A 17141-nucleotide genomic window follows, 5' to 3' on the forward strand; every position below is an offset into this window, starting at 1 on the left:
GGAGATGCCAAAGGAAGCCAGTTCCAGTTGTATCGGTTCGATCTGGATTAGCGACTTGAGACATTCTGAGAGACCGCGAAGTATTCTGGACAGAACCTAGTCTGCTCCAGTGTATTTCTCTAGCCTTCGTGTTTTAGTCGTACCCATTTCTGACCTGTGTGAAATCATCGAAGCTCGCGAAAATAAAGGGCGAAGTCGTAGTCGTCTTTAAACACGGGTTCAAATCCCGTTGGGACCACCACCATGTTTTCTTGCACTGCCCTCCCATCGTCCCATCCCCTTCCTTCATGCGGTTGCCTGTCACGTGCGTGATCGGGCGGTACTTCTCTGGGACGGATGATGATCCACCTAATGGAATCATCTGATCGCTTTCCTTCGATGCCGTGGCGCACTCGTGTCCGAGCACGCATGTGCGGAGCGAGAATGTGCTCAGCAGCGGGTATGTCGAACGCGCGTACCTCGTGTCCGGCGCGCGCTTCATTGACGCCTCTAGCGCCGGTTGTGTATAAGGAATGCGCCTTTTGTAATCATATTCTTGGACGGTGATGGGTTATGGCGACACGTGAATTTCATGACGGCGGGCAAGACGGCTTAGAAGCCCTCGAGCCGCTCGACCCGGACAAAATCGGCTCCTTCAACGATCTGCTGGTCGCGATGGGCAAGACAGCGTTCGGCGGCCGTCGGTTGGGCGAAGCGTTCGAAGTCCTCAATGCGATGATCGAGGATGCCGACTGCAAGGTGGTATTGACGCTCTCCGGAGCCATGACTATCGCCAAGATGGGCAAGATCATCAGCACGATGGTGGATCGCGGCATGGTCCACTGCATCATCTCCACCGGCGCACTGATCGCGCATGGCTTGAGCGAGTCAATCGGAAAGACGCATTATCGTGTCAATCCGGCGGTGTCTGATGAGGAGCTCTTCGAGAAGGGCTACAATCGCGTCTACGATACGTTGGAGATGGAGTCGAATCTCAACTATGTCGAGCAGGTGGTTTCGCAGACGCTGAAGCGCGTGAACTATGATGCGCCGCTCTCGTCTGAAATCCTGACGCGCGAGTTGGGTAAGACGTTGGCTGAAGAGTACGAGGGAGACGGGATTCTCAAAAGCGCGTATCTGAAGAAAGTGCCGGTCTATATTCCGGCCTACACCGATTCGGAGATGGGATTGGATGTGGGTACCTGGGCCATGGGAAGGGCGATTGCCCAGGCCCGTTCTCAAGCGAAGCCCGGAGACGATTTGGGCTTGCTGCGCAGTCTCCATCAGTCACTCCCGTCCTTTAATCCCTACCTGGACCTCAATAGCTATGCCGGCCAGATCTTGTCCGCCAAGAAGATCGGGATTTTTACGATCGGCGGCGGGGTGCCGAGAAATTGGGCGCAACAGGTCGGACCCTATATCGAAATCGGCAATCATCGGCTGGGCCTCTCGGTGAAGCCGCCACGGTTCCACTATGGCGTGCGGATCTGCCCCGAGCCGGATTATTGGGGCGGCTTGAGCGGGTGCACCTACCAAGAAGGAATTTCGTGGGGCAAGTTTGTTCCTCCGGCCGAGGGGGGGCGGTTTGCCGAAGTGCTCAGCGATGCGACGGTGGTGTGGCCTCTGCTGATGATGGGCCTGTTGGAGCGGCAGCGGATGCGGGATAAGCAACCATCATGAATAGTTCGCGGCGTGGCATCATGATCGCGGGTTGGGCGATGGCCTGCTGTGTCGCGCTCTTCCCCTCCCTGTCCGGTGCCAAGGACGAGCCCGGTCAAGCGGAGACTCGCATGCGGGGCCAGGCCAATGCGCCGGTCACGCTGATCGAGTATTCGGATTTCACCTGCGGCTACTGTTTGAAATTTTTTCGCGAGACCTGGCCGAGAATCCAAGCCCGGTATGTGGATACCGGTAAAGTGAAGTTTCTCTACCGCGACTATCCGCGCGCTGACCAGGGACCCGGTCTCGATGCGGCGTTGGCGGCGCGTTGTGCCGGGGGCCAGGGGAAGTATTGGGCCATGCACGATCGCCTGTTTGCAGAGGGCGGGCGCATCGATCAAGCGGTTATTCTGCGGCATGCCGTCGCCATCGGGTTGACCCAATCCGTGTTTGAGCGCTGTCTCAAGGAAAAATCGCACGTCGCGTCAATTTTTGCAGATCGGGAAGAGGCCAATCGCTGGGGATTTCACGGAACCCCTGGGTTCATTCTTGTGCGGACGGCGAGCGGCCCTACGGAGAAAGAGCCTGCGATCGCGATCCCCGGAGCGTTTCCGTTCGAAATGTTTGCCGAAGAAATCGATCGGCTGCTCGCGAGTACTCCGCATTCACGCGGAGGAACAGAGCGTGAGTCTCTCATTCGACCCGTGCGGTCTGTTGAACGCTCCAGGCCGCTTGTCCGCGATCCACACGTGCCATAACGTAGGAGTAACTATGGCTTCCACGCAATCATTCTGGTCAGTGCCTCAGCATGAGGGGACGGCTGAGTTTTGGGTGTGCATGTCCTGTCTGGGGGAAGTGTTTTACCGAAAAGTGCCGATGCCTGACTGTCCGTCCTGCCACGGGGTGTCCACGTATGAAAGCTTTACGTTGGAAGCCGTGCGCGATTGGGGAACGGACGAACTCATTGCGAAGGCTGCGGCTGAACAACAGGCCGCCGAGGCGGATCAGCCTGCCTCCATTCCTGCCTCGTCCTAGAGGGAGATCGCGCGTTTGCAGGAACCACGTCCGTTTCTCGTCCATGGAGTTTGGAAGCGCAACGCTCTCACGGCTGGCGTGACTAATCCGTTTACGGGACACGTCTTTGCGGAAGTCTGTCAGGCCGGTGAGAGCGATGTTGAAGAGGCGATTGCCTCCTCAGTGGCGGCCGCGCCCGTTATGGCGAAGCTGGCTTCCCATGCCCGCTATAATATTCTGCAGGATATGGCGGCGCTGCTCTATCGCCGCCGCGATGAATTCGCTCAAACGATCACGGCCGAAGCCGGCAAGCCGATTGCCGACGCGAAGCGCGAGGTCAATCGCGCGGTACAGACCTTGACGATTGCGGCTGAAGAGGCCAAGCGTATCCCCGGCGAAGTCGTGCCGCTCGATTGGACGCCCCAGACCGAATCCTATCTGGGGATGGTTCGCCGGTTTCCGCTGGGTCCGATTGTCGGCATCACGCCATTCAATTTTCCGCTCAATCTGGTCGTGCACAAGGTCGCGCCGGCGCTGGCCGCCGGCAATCCGATCCTCATCAAGCCCGCACCGCAGACCCCGCTGACCTCATTGCTCCTGGGTGAAGTGGCCTTGGAGGCCGGACTCCCTGCCGGCGGGCTGAATGTGGTGCCCTGTGACAATGCGCTTGCGGAACGGCTGGTGATTGATCCCCGCTTCAAGTTGCTGAGTTTTACCGGCAGCGCGCCGGTCGGTTGGATGCTGAAAGCCAAGTGCGGCAAGAAGAAGGTGACGCTCGAACTCGGAGGCAATGCCGGCGTGATCATCGAGCCGGACGCCGATCTTGATCTGGCTGCCAAGCGGTGCGCCAGCGGCGGGTTTGGCTATGCCGGGCAAACGTGCATTTCGGTCCAGCGCATCCTCGTGCATCATTCGGTGGCCGATACGTTTACGACCAAACTGCTGCTGCAAGTCGCCAGGCTGAAAGCCGGTGATCCGACGGATGAGACGACGACCGTTGGTCCGTTGATCGATCCGGGGGCCACGCAGCGGGTCGAGAGATGGATTGAAGAGGCAGTGGCGCAAGGAGCCCGGGTGTTGCTGGGCGGAAAGCGCCTGGGAACGGTCTTGGAAGCCACGGTGCTCACCAATGTGAAGCCGGAGATGAAAGTGTCTTGCCAGGAAGTGTTCGGCCCCGTGGTCACGGTGTCGTCCTATCGGCAGTTCAGCGACGCCATTGCGGCGTTGAATCAATCCGACTATGGATTGCAGGCCGGCGTGTTCACGCAGGATATCAACAAGGTCTTTCACGCTTTCCGTCATTTGGAAGTGGGCGCCGTGTTAGCCAACGAGATTCCCACGTTTCGGGCGGATCACATGCCTTATGGGGGCGTAAAGGATTCCGGGTTGGGGAGAGAGGGCGTACGAGCGGCCATTGAGGATATGACTGAGCCGCGCCTGTTGGTCCTGAACCTGAAAGAGCCGGTCTGAGGATCGTAGAAATAATCCTGTGAGGATATTGCGAACCCCGGACAATCTTGGTACAACAGCGGCCCAATACAACGCATTGTCAATGTAGTGCAGTCAGCCTGCGGATAGACAAGGGAGACGACGACGATGGTACCTACACAGATGTTTCTGACGCGAGGAGTGGGAGTTCATAAGGAGAAGCTGGCTTCTTTTGAACAAGCCCTCCGCAGTGCCGGTGTGGCTTACTGCAATCTGGTGACGGTCTCGTCGATCCTTCCGCCTAACTGCAAAATCATCCCACGCAAGCGGGGTGAAAAGCTGCTGAACCCCGGCGAAATCACTTTCTGCGTCATGGCCCGGTCAGAGACCAATGAACGCAACCGTCTCGTGTCCGCATCCATCGGACTTGCCATTCCAACGGATCGTCAGACCTACGGCTATCTCTCCGAGCACCATGCGCACGGCGAAACCGATGAGGAGACCGGCGAATATACCGAAGATCTCGCCGCACAGATGCTGGCGACCACCTTGGGAGTGGAGTTCGATCCGAATATTGCCTGGAAAGAGCGCGAGCAGGTCTTCAAGATGGCCGGACAAATCGTGCGCACGTTGAATATCACCCAGTCGGCCGTCGGCAAGCCGGACCGATGGACGACGGTCATCGCATTGGCCGTCTTTATTCCCGAGGAAAATATCCCCAAGCGCTCTCGCCGCTAATCAGCGTGAGTATGTTGTCCCGCAGCACGCACACCATGCCAGCCTCTATGGTGGAACAGGTATGACACTTCCTGCTGGGTGGGAAGGCCAGGACCACAATTTCCTGGGGATCGATGAGCCCTGGTGCCATCCCGAGCAGGCGGGCGTCTATATCCTGCCGGCTCCGTACGAACACACCTCCAGCTATATTCTCGGATCAGACCGCGGACCTTCCGCCATTCTTGAGGCGTCCGCTCAGGTAGAGTTTTACGATGAGCAGCTCGGATGCGAGCCGTTTCGTGAATGGGGCGGCATCGCGACCGCGACTACGCTCGATCTTCAAGGGCGCGTGGACGGGCCTGCGGTTGACGCGATTCAGTCATTTGTCGCCCCGCATGTCGGGACCGGGCGATTTCTTGTGACCCTCACAGGCGAGCATACAGGCGCACTCGGGGCAATTCGGGCCCATGCGAAGCGCTACCCCGATCTATGCGTGGTGCAAATCGACGCGCATGGCGATTTGCGCCAGGCCTATGGGGGAAATCCGTTTAGCCACGCGAGCGTGATGGCCCGAGTCGTCGATGATGGACATCGGCTCGTCCAGGTCGGGATTCGCTCAATCTGTCCTGAGGAAATCCAACGGATCAATACGACCAAGAGCATTGCCACGTTCTTTGCTGCGTCGATTCTCGATCCATCCGGTCCCTATGAGGGGCGGGCGGCACGGTGGGTGCCTGAAGTGGTTGCGGCCTGTACCGGACCCGTGTATCTGACGTTCGATTGCGACGGGCTGGATAGCGCCATTATCCCAGCCCTGGGTACGCCGGAACCAGGCGGACTCGGATGGTATGATACGTTGCATTTGGTCACGGCGTTGGCCAACGGTCCGGGGATTGTCGGTATGGATATCAGTGAGATCGCTCCGATCGACGGGTTCGTGGCGCCGCAATTTGCCATCGCCCGCTTGATCTATCGCATGCTCGGCCGGATCAAAGCCGGCCGCCGGGTTCATTGAGGCGTTCGCCACGATGACGCGCGACGTTCAGCCCGCGCCTTCTTCTCCCATCCGCATCAATAAGTTTTTTACCGAGCATGGCATTTGTTCCAGGCGCGAGGCGGATCAGCGCGTCGAAGCGGGACGCGTGACCGTCAACGGGGTTGTCGCGACGCTGGGTGACCGGGTGAGTCGGACGGATGTCGTCGCCTGCGACGGGACTGTGATTCCCTGGGGCCAGGCTTTTCTTTACATCAAGTACCACAAACCGGTCGGGGTGACGACGACGAGCGAGTCGCACGTGCCTCGGAATATCATCGCCGAAATCGGACATCCCGACCGGATCTTCCCGATCGGGCGGCTGGATAAGGATTCATCCGGTCTGATTCTGCTGACGAATGACGGAAATATTGTGAACGATATCCTGCGCGTGGAATTCGGCCACGAACGGGAATATGTGGTGGATGTCGATCGACCGTTCGACGAGGCCTTCCTCAGGCAGATGGCAGAGGGGGTGGTTATTCTCGGCAGCAAGACAAGGCCGTGCCGCATGGAGCGCGTGCGGCCCCACCGGTTTCGTATCATCTTGACGGAGGGGCGCAATCGCCAGATCCGGCGGATGTGTCAGGCGTTGGGCTATCGAGTGACGGGGCTACACCGTGTCCGGATCATGCACATCGGCATTACCGGTTTGGGGGCGGGAAGCTGGAAGGAACTCTCGGCTGACGAACGGGTTGAGCTTTTTCGGGCAGTCGGGCGTCCGCCGGGTTAGTGGGTCTCGCTTGGGATGGGCGAAGCGGATGGTCCGCCGACATGCGCCCGGTCGGTCGCGCCTGAAGGAAGATCATCTGCCGCATCATTGTCGTCGTCGACCGGCTTTCTGCGTTGGCCCAGGAAGAGGTTGAGCAGCGCAATGAAGAAGCTCCCGCCCACTAATGTCATGCTGCTGGCCTGAATCGTCTTTGTTCCCTCATCGCGCATATCCTTCGCCACATCGGCAACGGTATCCAACAGATGGTCTAAGGCCAAGCTCACCTGAATCATTTTGGGGCCGGCATTGTCGGAGGCATGCTCTTCTGCTTTTCTCCGGAGCGCTTCGCGTTCGGCCGGAGAATTGGCCGTCCATTCCTGTGTCAGGAGCTGAACGGTCGTGCTGGCTGCGGAGAAGTATTGATCGAGGCTGCGTCGAACGGATTCGATGTCCTCCGGTTCGCTCCGTCCGCTTCGGGAGACGCGCAGGCCTGCCGCCGCGTACCGGTCGATGGCATGTTGAATCTTCGCCCGCTGAACGGGGAGCGATTCCGTGATGCGTTCGAAGTCCTTTTGACTGTCGGCTTCCAGGGCTCGAATAATCGTATTGCGGTAGCGCATGGTGTCGGCCGAAATATGCGCGAGGTCGGTCGCGCCGAGTGTGTATTCCGTATACATGATGCGCAGGTCCTGGTCGACCTGGCTCAGGGTCTGTCCGCTATACCAGCCGATCCCGGCGATGAGCACGCTGATCAGCAGTTGGGCGCCGGTCGGTTTAGGGATAGGAAGACGATCGAGCAGTCCCACAACAGTGTCCTTGGTTAATCGATGATGATTCGGCGGTCGACGTGAGGCGTCAGATTGGGATCGTTGGAGACGAAGACGACCGACCAGGGCTCGTCTTTCGAGCAGAGACGCCGGAGAATGGTCTCCCGCATCGTCGGGTGCATGTTGTGAATGATCCCGTCAAAAATAAGAATCTGCGGCCTGGCGAGGATGGCGCGCGCGAGCAGGATTCTCATAATGTGGGTCGGAGCCAGCACTTTGCCGGGTGTCCGTACGTGGGACTTGATGCCTTGTGGTAAGGCATCGATCTCTTCTTCCAGTTCCGTGAAGCGGAGCGCCCAGCGGACATCGCTGTAAGGCACATAGGACCGGCCTAATACGATGTTTTCTTCGATCGTGCCCTCGAACAGGGTGAGTTGGGAGTCGAGCATGAATCCACGGCAGCGGTTGACGGTCGTTCGATCCAGGTGTCGGAGATCCACCCCGTTGTAGCGGAGGACGCCATGGGTTGGAGCTTCCAATCCTGCGAGGACTCGGGCGAGAGCCGTTTTCGCGACGGTGGTGCTGGCATAGATGCCGACTTTTTCACCCGGCATGACTTCCAGATCGAAGTTGGAAAAAATGGAAGAGGTTCCAGGATGCGCAACCGCCAGGTCTTTGCACGTGAGCCGAATTCCGTGGATAGTGGGGTCCGGCAAGGGGACGGACAGTGTCGCCGATTCCTGGTCTTTCGGGAGCGCAAAGAACTCGTCGAGCTCTGTCAACGCGGTCATAAAGTAATAGACGTGGCCCATCCGCTTGACGACGCCGTCGAAGCTCGTGAGGATTCCTGCTACCACCACTTCGGCGGCTACCAATTGTCCGATCGTCAATTGACCGATCGAGAGGAGCCACCCGGCGGTGGCAATGAGGCTGCTGTGGCCAATAGCCTGCCATCCGACTGAGCTCAGGTATTGCCGTGCTAGCACGGCAAAGCGTTCTCGTCTAGTGGCGACATAGTTGTCGACCAGCTGATCGGACTTCTGCATGAGCAGCGGTTGGCTATCGGTCGCTTTGAAATGCAGGAGGTTGTAAGAGATTTCCTGCATCCAATGCAGCGTCTCATATTTGGCATGGGATACGGCGATGGTGGTTCGTAAGCCGCCGTGCGAGAGCAGGAAGAAGATCACGTTGAAGCCCGCGAGCAACAGGGCGTCGTACAGCAGGAAATAGGGATGGTAGAACACCAGAATGGACATTCCCACCGCTCCGCCGACGACCACGTTGATCAAGTCGACGAGCAAGACGGAGAGGGCGCGCTGCATTAACACTGTTTCGAGAAAATAGTTGGCGTAGCGCGGCTTGAACTTCTGATATTGCATGAGCGGAAGTTGTTGCGTCATGGCGAGCGTCACGCGCGCGAACACCCGTCGCTCCAGCACTTCGACGGCATAATACTGGAGGGTTTTGAAGACGCCGACAAAGGCCAGGGCCGATGCCATGATGACCGCCAGAGTCACAATGGTGATGGGCTGAATCGCGAAGGCGAAGGTGTTAACGAGTTCCTGAACCGTCAACGGCACAATCAGTGAGAAGAGTCCGATCGCAAGCGAATAGGAAAAGATGAGCCCGAGGACTTTCTTCTCGAGGCGGAAGAGGAGCCCCAGGTGTCCCAGCATGGCCTGGAAAAGGTTCGGCTGCGTATCAGAATGGCCTTGGGCCATATCTTTCAGGTCCTTACGCTAAATCGCCGAGGCGCGGTGCAGAGAGGAATCCCGTCACCAGGCTCACCCGTGACACTGCCGAATCGATGTCGGTACGGTCACCCTAGCAAATATCATCTGCAAATTCCACGTTTACACGGACTTAGTCACGAGACCGGTAATTGACCGGGACTGCGCTCGGGTTGCTTTTGGCCCAGGCGCCGATGGCCCATTGGTACAGAGCCTGGGCTTTCTGGTAGTCGGCCTTGGCGCGAATCACCTGCGCTTCGGAGTCCACCGAATTGCGCTCGCGAAGATTCACGAAGAGAACGCTGGTGGCGCCCAACCCAAAGCGGAATCGTTCGCCTTCTTCGAGTGTTTTGGCGAGGCGCAAGGATTGGACGGCAGCCTCCATTCGCTCTTTGGCTCGCTCGATCGCCGAAAGGGCGTTATCGACATCGACGACCACCTGCTGTTCACGGAATTTTTGGACCATGACGAAGCGGTCTGCTTTGCCCTGCGCTTCAAGTACTTCGCCGCGGCTCCGACGTTGGAGAATGGGGATTCTGAGTTCAAGGCCAAAGCGGTACCCGAGGCCGAGCACGAATTTCTCCGGATTGCGAGCTGGGGCGGCTTCGGCATCCAGGCTCGGGAGTAAGTTATTCTTAGCGAGTTCTAAGTCGATATCGTTCATTTTCGCTTCGATTCCGATTTCCCTAATTTCAGGCCGTTCGGCTTTCGCTTGAATCTTATGGGCCTTGACGGCATCAGGCGTCGGAGACAGCATCTGTGCCGGAAAGTCCGGGACCCGGTCGAGGGCGGGCAGGGATGGAACGTTGCTCTCCCACAGGAACATCGACAGTTTGAATTGCTCCTGCTCCACCTGGCGCTGTGCGGCAATGGAGACTTCTCGGCGGCGCTGGACTTCCTGGTTGGCTTCGACCACGTCTAACGGCGCGACGGCTCCGGCCTTCGCCCGCCCTTCCACCTGCTTAAACCGATCCTCTGCCACTTTGAGGGCTCTACGCTGAACTTCGACATAGCGGACGGCTGCCACCCAATCCCAAAATTGGGTGGCTGCCGCTAGGAATAAGTCCTGCCGGGTTTGTGCAATACGGATATCCGCTCGAGGATCGGCCAGCTCAGACCGCTGCAGTTCCGCGTTCTCTGGATTGACCATCAAGCCTTTCAGGAGAGGGAAAAACCCTCCTAGAATGACTTGCTGGCTGCCGTTTCCAAAAGAAAGGTCAGGAATCTTGGCATCGCCAATGGCTTGGCGGACACCGGCGCTGTACCGGAATCCCATCGGATTCCGGGCTTCGATGAGCGTGTCGTTGAACCCCACCGATTGCGTGCCGAATTTATCCTTGGAGATAAACCGTTCGATTTCGGTGTCATTGATAAGGACAGGCTCAAACGCTCCAAGGGCTTTGAGCATTCGGCCGCGGGCCATCACTTTCTCGGTCCCGGCTCCTTTGAGCAAGGGGTGTGAGCGATCGATCCAGGCATGGATTTCATCCACACTCAAGGGAATTGCGGGGAGCCCCTTCGCCGCGTCTCCCTCGGCTGCAGCGGCGTTGAGCGGAACTGATGCGGCAGATAGAAGAAGCGCCCCACACACGAGGCCGAACCGTAACAACATCATGGCTACTCCTTTGCTCTCCTGGATATGAGCCCGTTGTCGCCCGCCGTCTGGCGAGCATAGGGCATGAACGGATGTGTGCTGGAGAGGTGATTCAGCAAGAGCGCGATACGGTACTGATAGGGGCGGTTACTTCGCACCTCGTCCCGCTTTCGGTAAGAGCGTGTCGATGAGGCTTGGCGGACGCTCTTGGTAATCAGGCGGGAAGAGATTGAAGCGCCGCCACATCTCATACCAGAGCGGGACACGATTGAGGATGACCCAGCCCATGACTTTGGTGCCTTGCCGCACATGGCTTTGCTCCGGCCATGGCCGGTCTTCAGGGTCCGGTACCACCCAGAACCGGAAGTTACCCTTGCCGTCGTCTGTTTGGTCGATGACTTTGATTACGCCAGTAAACGTGCCTGCCATCACTTCAGGCCAGGCGGGAAGCGGAATAGCCGGAATGCCATAAAACAGAATTTTCACTTTCCGCCCGACGTTGAGGAGCGGGGCGTCGATGCCGTCTGCCGTCATCTCTACGGCCTTGTCGAGACTGGTGGGTGACAGTCGAACGATCTTGTCTCCCTGCCGGACGGTTTCTCCGGCGCCCGCCTCGGCCATCTTGACGACCGTGCCGTCGATCGGCGCCAGAATTTTGCTGGCGATGCGACGTTGTGTGGCATTCGACATGCGGAGGGAGACTTCGGCCACTTGATCCGCGGCTTTGGCGGCCTCTCCCACGGAAGCATCCCGTGCGGCTTCGGCGTCCAGCAACCGCTGCAATACCTCAGCGCTGATCTGCTCACGACCAAAGCCAAGGGCTTTCATGGACTGCTCGGCGGCTCGTAAATTGGCTTGCGCCCCTTCCAGGTCGGCTTTGCTGCCGATGGCCGATTGGATGGTCAACTCCAGTTCCCGCTGTGAGACGAGGCCTTGCTCGGCGAGCTGCTTGTGGCGGTCGACGTTCAGTTCGGCCGTGGACATCGTGATTTTTGCGGATTCAACTTTTTGATAGGCTTCGCGAACTTTGTTCTGGGCTTCGACCACGCGGGCTTGGGCCGATGGAACGGCGGCCTTCACGAGGTTCTGCATTTCTTTGATGCGCTTATCGAGTTGCTCCGCTCGGGAGAGAGCGGCCTTCCGGGTTTGTTCAAGCGCTTTCTTGCGTTGATCGAGGAAAGACAAGAGGTCCGGTGCCATGAAGTTTGGATCGTAATCCTCCAACTCCACGATCAGGTCACCTTGTTTCACGCGGACGCCTTCGAAGACATGCCATTTTTGGATCCGTCCCGTGATCTGGGCCTCGATATCTTGTGGCCGCTCATAGGGCGAATAGGCGGAAAGTTGACCTGTGACGGTAATCGTCTGGGTCCAAGGAACAAAGGCAATGATGAGGAGAAACAGGATGACGAGCTTAATGGCCAGTCGGGAAGAAAACTTCAACCGTTCTGGAATTTGAACCGCTTCCCACGACTGGAGTTTGCTGGATGTGGCAAGGTCATCGATCGAAATCTCGCTTAGGCCGCTGTCCCTCGCGATGAGCGAGCGGACTTTGCTTTTCAGACCTGAACCAAGGCGAGCCACGACGGTGATCTCCTTAGAAAATGGCAGCTTGGGACCCCTACACTGCATATCATATGAGAAACATCAGGCCGAGGTCAATTTGAAGCGCAGAACCGGCATACGTGAAGGTGCGTACAGTGAGAGGGTTCACCTTGACCCATACAGGCAGAATCGCTAAGGTGGCGCTCTGTTTTTTAGGCTGTAGGATGAAGGAAGGAGCGCGCTGGTATGGCTGGAACAGGACGATCATCTCGCCGGGCACGCAAGGCGCAAGGTCCGCTTATCGGGATTCTCGGGGGCAGCAAATCCGATTTCCCGATTCTGGAGAAAGCCGGTGCGCTGCTCTCGGAATTCGAGATTCCCTATGAACTCTTAGTGGTATCGGCTCATCGGACCCCGGACCGGCTATTCGAGTACGCCGAAACCGCGCCGGGACGAGGGGTCGAAGTCATTATTGCGGGCGCCGGGGGGGCGGCCCATCTTCCGGGCATGTTGGCGGCCAAGACCCATTTGCCGGTCATCGGCGTACCCATTCCCACAGAAAATCTTCGAGGGTTGGATTCGTTGCTGTCCATCGTTCAGATGCCCAAAGGCATTCCTGTGGCGACGGTTGCCATCGGAGGGGCGGAAAATGCCGCCTTGCTGGCTGCCCAAATCCTGGCAGGCCGGTATCCGTGGATTGCCGATCGTGTGAAGGCGTTCCGCAAGTCTCAGACTGAAAGTGTACTCAATTCTCCGGAGGCTCAGGGAACCAGTGTGGGTAGTCTCCAGGCGGATCGGATGAGTCAGCGGTCGTGACCATGGAGTCCCTCGGACCCGGTGCGACCCTCGGGGTATTGGGTGGCGGGCAGCTCGGCGCCATGTTCACGCGGGCGGCACGGCAGCTTGGCTATCAGGTCGCCGTCTGGGATCCGGATTCCGATGCGCCGGCGCATGGCCTCGCGAGCCGGGCTTTCTCTGCTGCCTTTTCAGATCCTGCTGTCTACCGGGAATTCAGCCAGCTGGTGTCTGCCGTTACGTTCGAATGGGAAAATGTGCCGGCTTCGCTCTGTGACCAGCTGAGTCGGATCTGTCCCGTCCGTCCATCTGGGGCCGTGCTTCGAGTAATCCAAGATCGGATCGATCAAAAACAATTCTTGCAGGCGCAGGGACTTCCCGTTCCGTCGTTTTCGGTGGTGACGAATCCCGCTGAACTTGCCGGGGTCGTTCAAGTTTTCGGATGTGCCGTGATCTGCAAAACCGCGACCGCGGGGTACGACGGGAAGGGCCAGTGGACGATCAGGCAGCCGGCGGACATTGCGGAGGTGGAGACGGCACTTCGGGCAATGGTGCCGGCCGGTGCGCGATGGATCGTCGAGTCCATGGTGGACTATGTGCGGGAGCTATCGGTGCTGGTCGTTCGGAGCGCGAATGGGGAGCACCGTCTGTATCCGGTCGTTGAAAACCGGCATGAGGCCGGGATTCTTCGGATGACGGTGGCTCCGGCTGTGGTCTCTTCCGAGGTTATGACGCAGGCGAAGGAGTTGGCGCTTCAAGCCGTGGAAGCGCTCGGTGGTATCGGGGTATTTTGCGTAGAACTGTTTCAGCTTCACGGGGATCGTCTTCTGATCAACGAAATCGCCCCGCGTCCGCATAATTCCGGACACTACACGTTGGACGCCTGCACCGTGTCCCAATTCGAGCAGCAGGTGCGGGCATTGTGCGGACTGCCGCTGGGAGAAGTCCGACTGTTGTGTCCTGCCGCGATGGTGAACCTGATCGGCCATGACGTTGAGAAGATCACGAGCGCTAAGGGATGCAAAGACCTCCTGACGATTCCAGGTGCCGAACTTCATCTGTACGGGAAGCGTACGGTGCGACCAGGCCGCAAAATGGGGCATGTCACTTTCCTTGCAGAGTCGGGCGACGAGACGACGGGCCGCGCCAGCCGGTTCATGCAGTGCCTTGCTCTGTAAGAGTAGGGGTGAGGATCGGTACCCTCCGATAGGCCGGATCGGATTGAGCTAGCGACTCGCCCGCAGGCCCATCGGTGCCTCACCAATGGCGCACAATCGATAGACTCTCTTGTAAATTCCCTCGCACCCGTTCGATTTTGTATGTGCCGTAGGGTGCATTCCTCTGGCTGAGTCACGGAAAGGCCTCTGGATTACTATGCCAATCGACAGTTTCTGATCTCCGGCCAGGGGTACAGAAGTTGCTGTGCTTACGCGTGGTCTATCGGGAGGACGATCCTGTGAATACTACGGCGGCAACAGCGTCGGCTCCAGCCAACAGTCGATTTCACCAATTTCTCACGCATCCCCGCTCACGGCTGATTCTGCTGCAATGTCTGGTGAGCGTGATCCTGTCCTACGAGTTGCTTTTCGGCACGGAGTCGGTCATCAGCCGGCTGAAAAGCGAGGGAATGGTCGTCGGAATATGGGCATTCGTGGGAATGCTCGTCTTGTTGCCGAGTGCCTGGTTCGAGTTAGCCTGGGTCAATGGCGCGCTCGTGGCCGTTGATACGGTGCTGGTGACAGGGACGATCTATCTGTCAGGGAACGCGCGCCCGGATCTCTATACCGCATACTTTGTCTTGATGTTGGTGGCGGCCTCGGTGCGGCGCTTGAGCCATATGATGGGGCTATGCCTCCTCCTCTGTGCCGGGTACGCCGCATTGTTGTATGAGGGTATTGTCCACAGTGAAACCGTGGCGGTTGGCCATTTGCTTGGCGTGCCGGTGCTCCTGGTGATGGCGGTCTTCTATGGGTTGGCGTTGGAAGCCGTCACGGTTGTCCAAGAAGAGAAGTCGACGTTGCTGAAGGATGTCGAATCCTTGAAGCGCACGGAAGAGCAACTGGCGGCGAGCAAGGTACAATTGGAGGCCCGCATTGCCGGATTGAACAAGGACCTGACGCAGTCTCAAGACAAGCTGCAGCAGGGGCTGGCGGTGCGACAAGGGTTAGAACGTCGATTGCGCGAGGCGCAGAAGATGGAGGCCGTCGGACGGATGGCGGCCGGGATCGCCAAGGAGTTCGGCGAGTTGTTCTCGGTGATCGGGAAGCAGACCGGTGTACTGTTGGCCCAGTTGCCGACCAACGATCCGCTGCGAGCTGCGACCGACGAAATATTTAAGACCGGTGAGAAAGCGGCCGCATTGACGGCTCAATTGATCGCGCTCAATTTGGAAGATACGCAGGTCCGTCAGGTGCTGTCGGTCAAGACGGTCTTGGCGGATCTTCGGAGTGCCATCAGGAGTCTGCTCCCGGCGCAGATCGACCTCGCGATCCATCAAGACGAATCCCCGATTTATGCAGAGGTCGATCGTGAAGGGCTGGAAAAGGTGCTGTTTCAGCTGGTGGTCAATGCGCGGGATGCCATGCCGAGCGGCGGACGACTGGTGATTGAAGCGCGCTCGGGTGCAGGTCTGCCCGGCGCCGCTCATGCCAGCGGGGTCGGTAAAAAGCCCTCTCACGACGTACTGGTTCAGATCAGCGACACGGGGACGGGGATGAATCTGGACACGCAGGCGAGGATGTTCGAGCCGTTTTTTTCGACAAAAGAAACCAATGTGGGGCTCGGACTGACGGCGGTTTACGGGATCGTCAAGCAGAACGGGGGGATGGTTGAGGTGGACAGCCGGCCAGGGCAAGGGACGGTGGTTCGGGTCTGGCTGCCGGGTGCCCGGGTTGCCAATGCGCAGGAGGAGCCGATTCCCAAGTCGATGCTGGCCAAGGGGGATGAGACGATCCTCCTGGTTGAGGAAGATGAGATCAGCCGCAAACTGGTCGGCTCGATGCTGGCCCGATACAAATACCGCGTGCTGGAGGCAGCGTCTTCCGTTGAAGCATTGATGCTCACCCAGCGGTACCAAGGTATTGTGCATTTGACGGTGAGCCCCTTGGTCATGCCCGAGATCGGAGGTCGGGAATTGGCTCGCCGGCTTCTCAATCATCAGCCCACGATGAAAGCGCTGTTTGTGTCGAGTTATGACGATCAGACGATCGCGCATCATCGGATCAATCGACGATTTGTACTTCAGCAGCCCTATCGACAAGTCGGATTGGTGGAGAAAGTCAGAGAAATGCTCGACGCCGCCTAGCATTCAGGGCCATCAATAACGCCCTGAGTGCTCCGGCGCGAAGAAATGCACGTCCCGTTGTTTGAAGATCCCGACCAGGGCCATGCCTGCCACGAATCCTCCAATGTGAGCGAAGAAAGCGATCCCTCCACCGTGGGATCCCAGTGACAGTCCTCCGCTGTATAGCTGCCCCAAAAACCAAAACCCCAAGACGATGACGGCTGGTACAGAGGTGGTTCCAAAGAAAGGGGGCGGGATCAGCACCAGTACGCGGGCTCTGGGATAGAGCAGGAGATAGGCCCCCAGAATCGCGGAAATGGCGCCGCTGGCGCCGACCATAGGGATCTGAGAGGACGGGTCGGTGAATGCGTGGCTAAGGGCTGCCAGGACTCCGCAGAGCACATAAAAGATGGCAAATTTGAGGTGGCCCATCGCATCTTCGATATTGTTGCCGAAGATCCAGAGATAGAGCATGTTGCCGAGCAAATGCATCCAGCCGCCGTGGAGGAACATGCTCGTGATCAGGGTCAGTGTTGCGGGAATGGAGGCGATGTCGCGTGGAAGTGCCGCATGACTAAAGATAACGGCAGGTATGGCCCCATACTGAAAGGCAAAGGCTTCGCCGGGTCTGTCAGGTAGTGTGAACTGATAGGCAAACACCACGGCGCAGACCGCAATGATGGCTATCGTCACGATCGGTGGGCGCTCAGTCGGATTGTCGTCACGCAGGGGGAGCATAGGGCCCGCTAGTGTAGTGATTCATGCTGTTCTTGTCTTATCCAGAGCGCTCTTGGCCCGATTCACTTTCGCTAAGATTTCCTGCGCGGATTTGGTCCACACAAAGGGGGTGGGCTGGGTATTGCGGTGGGTCATGTAGGCGTCAAT

At 58.3% G+C, this 17141-nt stretch carries 15 protein-coding genes; 10 read left to right on the forward strand and 5 right to left on the reverse strand.

What is annotated here, in order from left to right:
* Positions 1 to 552: 552 nt before the first annotated feature.
* From Q7U39_12910 to Q7U39_12940, 7 genes are all read left to right on the forward strand, one after another.
* Positions 553 to 1659, forward strand: a complete 1107-nt coding sequence (locus tag Q7U39_12910; protein MDO9118850.1) for a deoxyhypusine synthase family protein — start codon at positions 553 to 555, stop codon at positions 1657 to 1659.
* On the forward strand, positions 1656 to 2396 hold the full coding sequence (locus tag Q7U39_12915) for a thioredoxin domain-containing protein (GenBank protein MDO9118851.1): 741 nt from the start codon (positions 1656 to 1658) through the stop codon (positions 2394 to 2396). Before Q7U39_12910 ends, Q7U39_12915 begins: the two co-directional genes overlap by 4 nt.
* Positions 2397 to 2409: 13 nt before the next feature.
* A complete protein-coding gene (locus Q7U39_12920; protein ID MDO9118852.1) occupies positions 2410 to 2673 on the forward strand; it encodes a hypothetical protein in 264 nt (87 codons plus the stop codon).
* 15 nt (positions 2674 to 2688) lie between these two features.
* Positions 2689 to 4122: an aldehyde dehydrogenase family protein gene (locus Q7U39_12925; GenBank protein ID MDO9118853.1), complete on the forward strand. Its 1434-nt coding sequence runs from the start codon at positions 2689 to 2691 to the stop codon at positions 4120 to 4122.
* A 126-nt stretch (positions 4123 to 4248) separates the two neighbouring features.
* Entirely contained in the window at positions 4249 to 4818 is a 570-nt protein-coding gene (locus tag Q7U39_12930) for an arginine decarboxylase, pyruvoyl-dependent (GenBank protein ID MDO9118854.1), read from the forward strand.
* 61 nt (positions 4819 to 4879) lie between these two features.
* Positions 4880 to 5812 (forward strand): agmatinase, encoded by a 933-nt coding sequence (speB, locus tag Q7U39_12935; GenBank protein MDO9118855.1) that lies wholly within the window; start codon positions 4880 to 4882, stop codon positions 5810 to 5812.
* Between the two features lie 13 nt (positions 5813 to 5825).
* A complete protein-coding gene (locus Q7U39_12940; protein MDO9118856.1) occupies positions 5826 to 6563 on the forward strand; it encodes a pseudouridine synthase in 738 nt (245 codons plus the stop codon).
* Here Q7U39_12940 and Q7U39_12945 read toward each other — a convergent pair.
* The 4 genes from Q7U39_12945 to Q7U39_12960 all read right to left on the reverse strand — a co-directional run bounded on the left by Q7U39_12945 (position 6560) and on the right by Q7U39_12960 (position 12217).
* On the reverse strand, positions 6560 to 7348 hold the full coding sequence (locus Q7U39_12945) for an MCP four helix bundle domain-containing protein (GenBank protein ID MDO9118857.1): 789 nt from the start codon (positions 7346 to 7348) through the stop codon (positions 6560 to 6562). The two genes, Q7U39_12940 and Q7U39_12945, sit on opposite strands and share 4 nt — an antisense overlap.
* A 14-nt stretch (positions 7349 to 7362) precedes the next feature.
* On the reverse strand, positions 7363 to 9030 hold the full coding sequence (locus Q7U39_12950; GenBank protein MDO9118858.1) for an ATP-binding cassette domain-containing protein: 1668 nt from the start codon (positions 9028 to 9030) through the stop codon (positions 7363 to 7365).
* 142 nt (positions 9031 to 9172) lie between these two features.
* Positions 9173 to 10654 (reverse strand): TolC family protein, encoded by a 1482-nt coding sequence (locus Q7U39_12955; protein ID MDO9118859.1) that lies wholly within the window; start codon positions 10652 to 10654, stop codon positions 9173 to 9175.
* 126 nt (positions 10655 to 10780) lie between these two features.
* The gene (locus Q7U39_12960) at positions 10781 to 12217 is read right to left on the reverse strand and encodes a biotin/lipoyl-binding protein (GenBank protein MDO9118860.1); all 1437 of its coding nucleotides are present in this window, start codon (positions 12215 to 12217) and stop codon (positions 10781 to 10783) included.
* 207 nt (positions 12218 to 12424) lie between these two features.
* On the opposite strand from Q7U39_12960, the gene purE reads away from it, so the two are divergent.
* The 3 genes from purE to Q7U39_12975 all read left to right on the forward strand — a co-directional run bounded on the left by purE (position 12425) and on the right by Q7U39_12975 (position 16277).
* On the forward strand, positions 12425 to 12994 hold the full coding sequence (gene purE / locus Q7U39_12965) for a 5-(carboxyamino)imidazole ribonucleotide mutase (GenBank protein MDO9118861.1): 570 nt from the start codon (positions 12425 to 12427) through the stop codon (positions 12992 to 12994).
* 2 nt (positions 12995 to 12996) lie between these two features.
* The gene (locus tag Q7U39_12970; GenBank protein ID MDO9118862.1) at positions 12997 to 14151 is read left to right on the forward strand and encodes a 5-(carboxyamino)imidazole ribonucleotide synthase; all 1155 of its coding nucleotides are present in this window, start codon (positions 12997 to 12999) and stop codon (positions 14149 to 14151) included.
* A gap of 278 nt (positions 14152 to 14429) precedes the next feature.
* Entirely contained in the window at positions 14430 to 16277 is a 1848-nt protein-coding gene (locus Q7U39_12975) for an ATP-binding protein (protein MDO9118863.1), read from the forward strand.
* 12 nt (positions 16278 to 16289) lie between these two features.
* Here Q7U39_12975 and Q7U39_12980 read toward each other — a convergent pair whose 3' ends face one another.
* Positions 16290 to 16949, reverse strand: a complete 660-nt coding sequence (locus Q7U39_12980; protein ID MDO9118864.1) for a rhomboid family intramembrane serine protease — start codon at positions 16947 to 16949, stop codon at positions 16290 to 16292.
* Between the last annotated feature and the right edge of the window lie 192 nt (positions 16950 to 17141).

This window comes from Nitrospira sp., assembly GCA_030653545.1.
GTDB lineage: Bacteria > Nitrospirota > Nitrospiria > Nitrospirales > Nitrospiraceae > Nitrospira_D.

What these genes read in the sequence shown, in the direction of transcription:
- Q7U39_12950 (MDO9118858.1), bottom strand. Translation starts at nt 9,030, where the DNA reads ATGGCCCAAGGCCATTCTGATACGCAGCCGAACCTTTTCCAGGCCATG.
- Q7U39_12920 (MDO9118852.1), top strand. Translation starts at nt 2,410, where the DNA reads ATGGCTTCCACGCAATCATTCTGGTCAGTGCCTCAGCATGAGGGGACG.
- Q7U39_12915 (MDO9118851.1), top strand. Translation starts at nt 1,656, where the DNA reads ATGAATAGTTCGCGGCGTGGCATCATGATCGCGGGTTGGGCGATGGCC.
- Q7U39_12930 (MDO9118854.1), top strand. Translation starts at nt 4,249, where the DNA reads ATGGTACCTACACAGATGTTTCTGACGCGAGGAGTGGGAGTTCATAAG.
- Q7U39_12940 (MDO9118856.1), top strand. Translation starts at nt 5,826, where the DNA reads ATGACGCGCGACGTTCAGCCCGCGCCTTCTTCTCCCATCCGCATCAAT.
- purE (MDO9118861.1), top strand. Translation starts at nt 12,425, where the DNA reads ATGGCTGGAACAGGACGATCATCTCGCCGGGCACGCAAGGCGCAAGGT.
- speB (MDO9118855.1), top strand. Translation starts at nt 4,880, where the DNA reads ATGACACTTCCTGCTGGGTGGGAAGGCCAGGACCACAATTTCCTGGGG.
- Q7U39_12970 (MDO9118862.1), top strand. Translation starts at nt 12,997, where the DNA reads ATGGAGTCCCTCGGACCCGGTGCGACCCTCGGGGTATTGGGTGGCGGG.
- Q7U39_12910 (MDO9118850.1), top strand. Translation starts at nt 553, where the DNA reads ATGGCGACACGTGAATTTCATGACGGCGGGCAAGACGGCTTAGAAGCC.
- Q7U39_12955 (MDO9118859.1), bottom strand. Translation starts at nt 10,654, where the DNA reads ATGATGTTGTTACGGTTCGGCCTCGTGTGTGGGGCGCTTCTTCTATCT.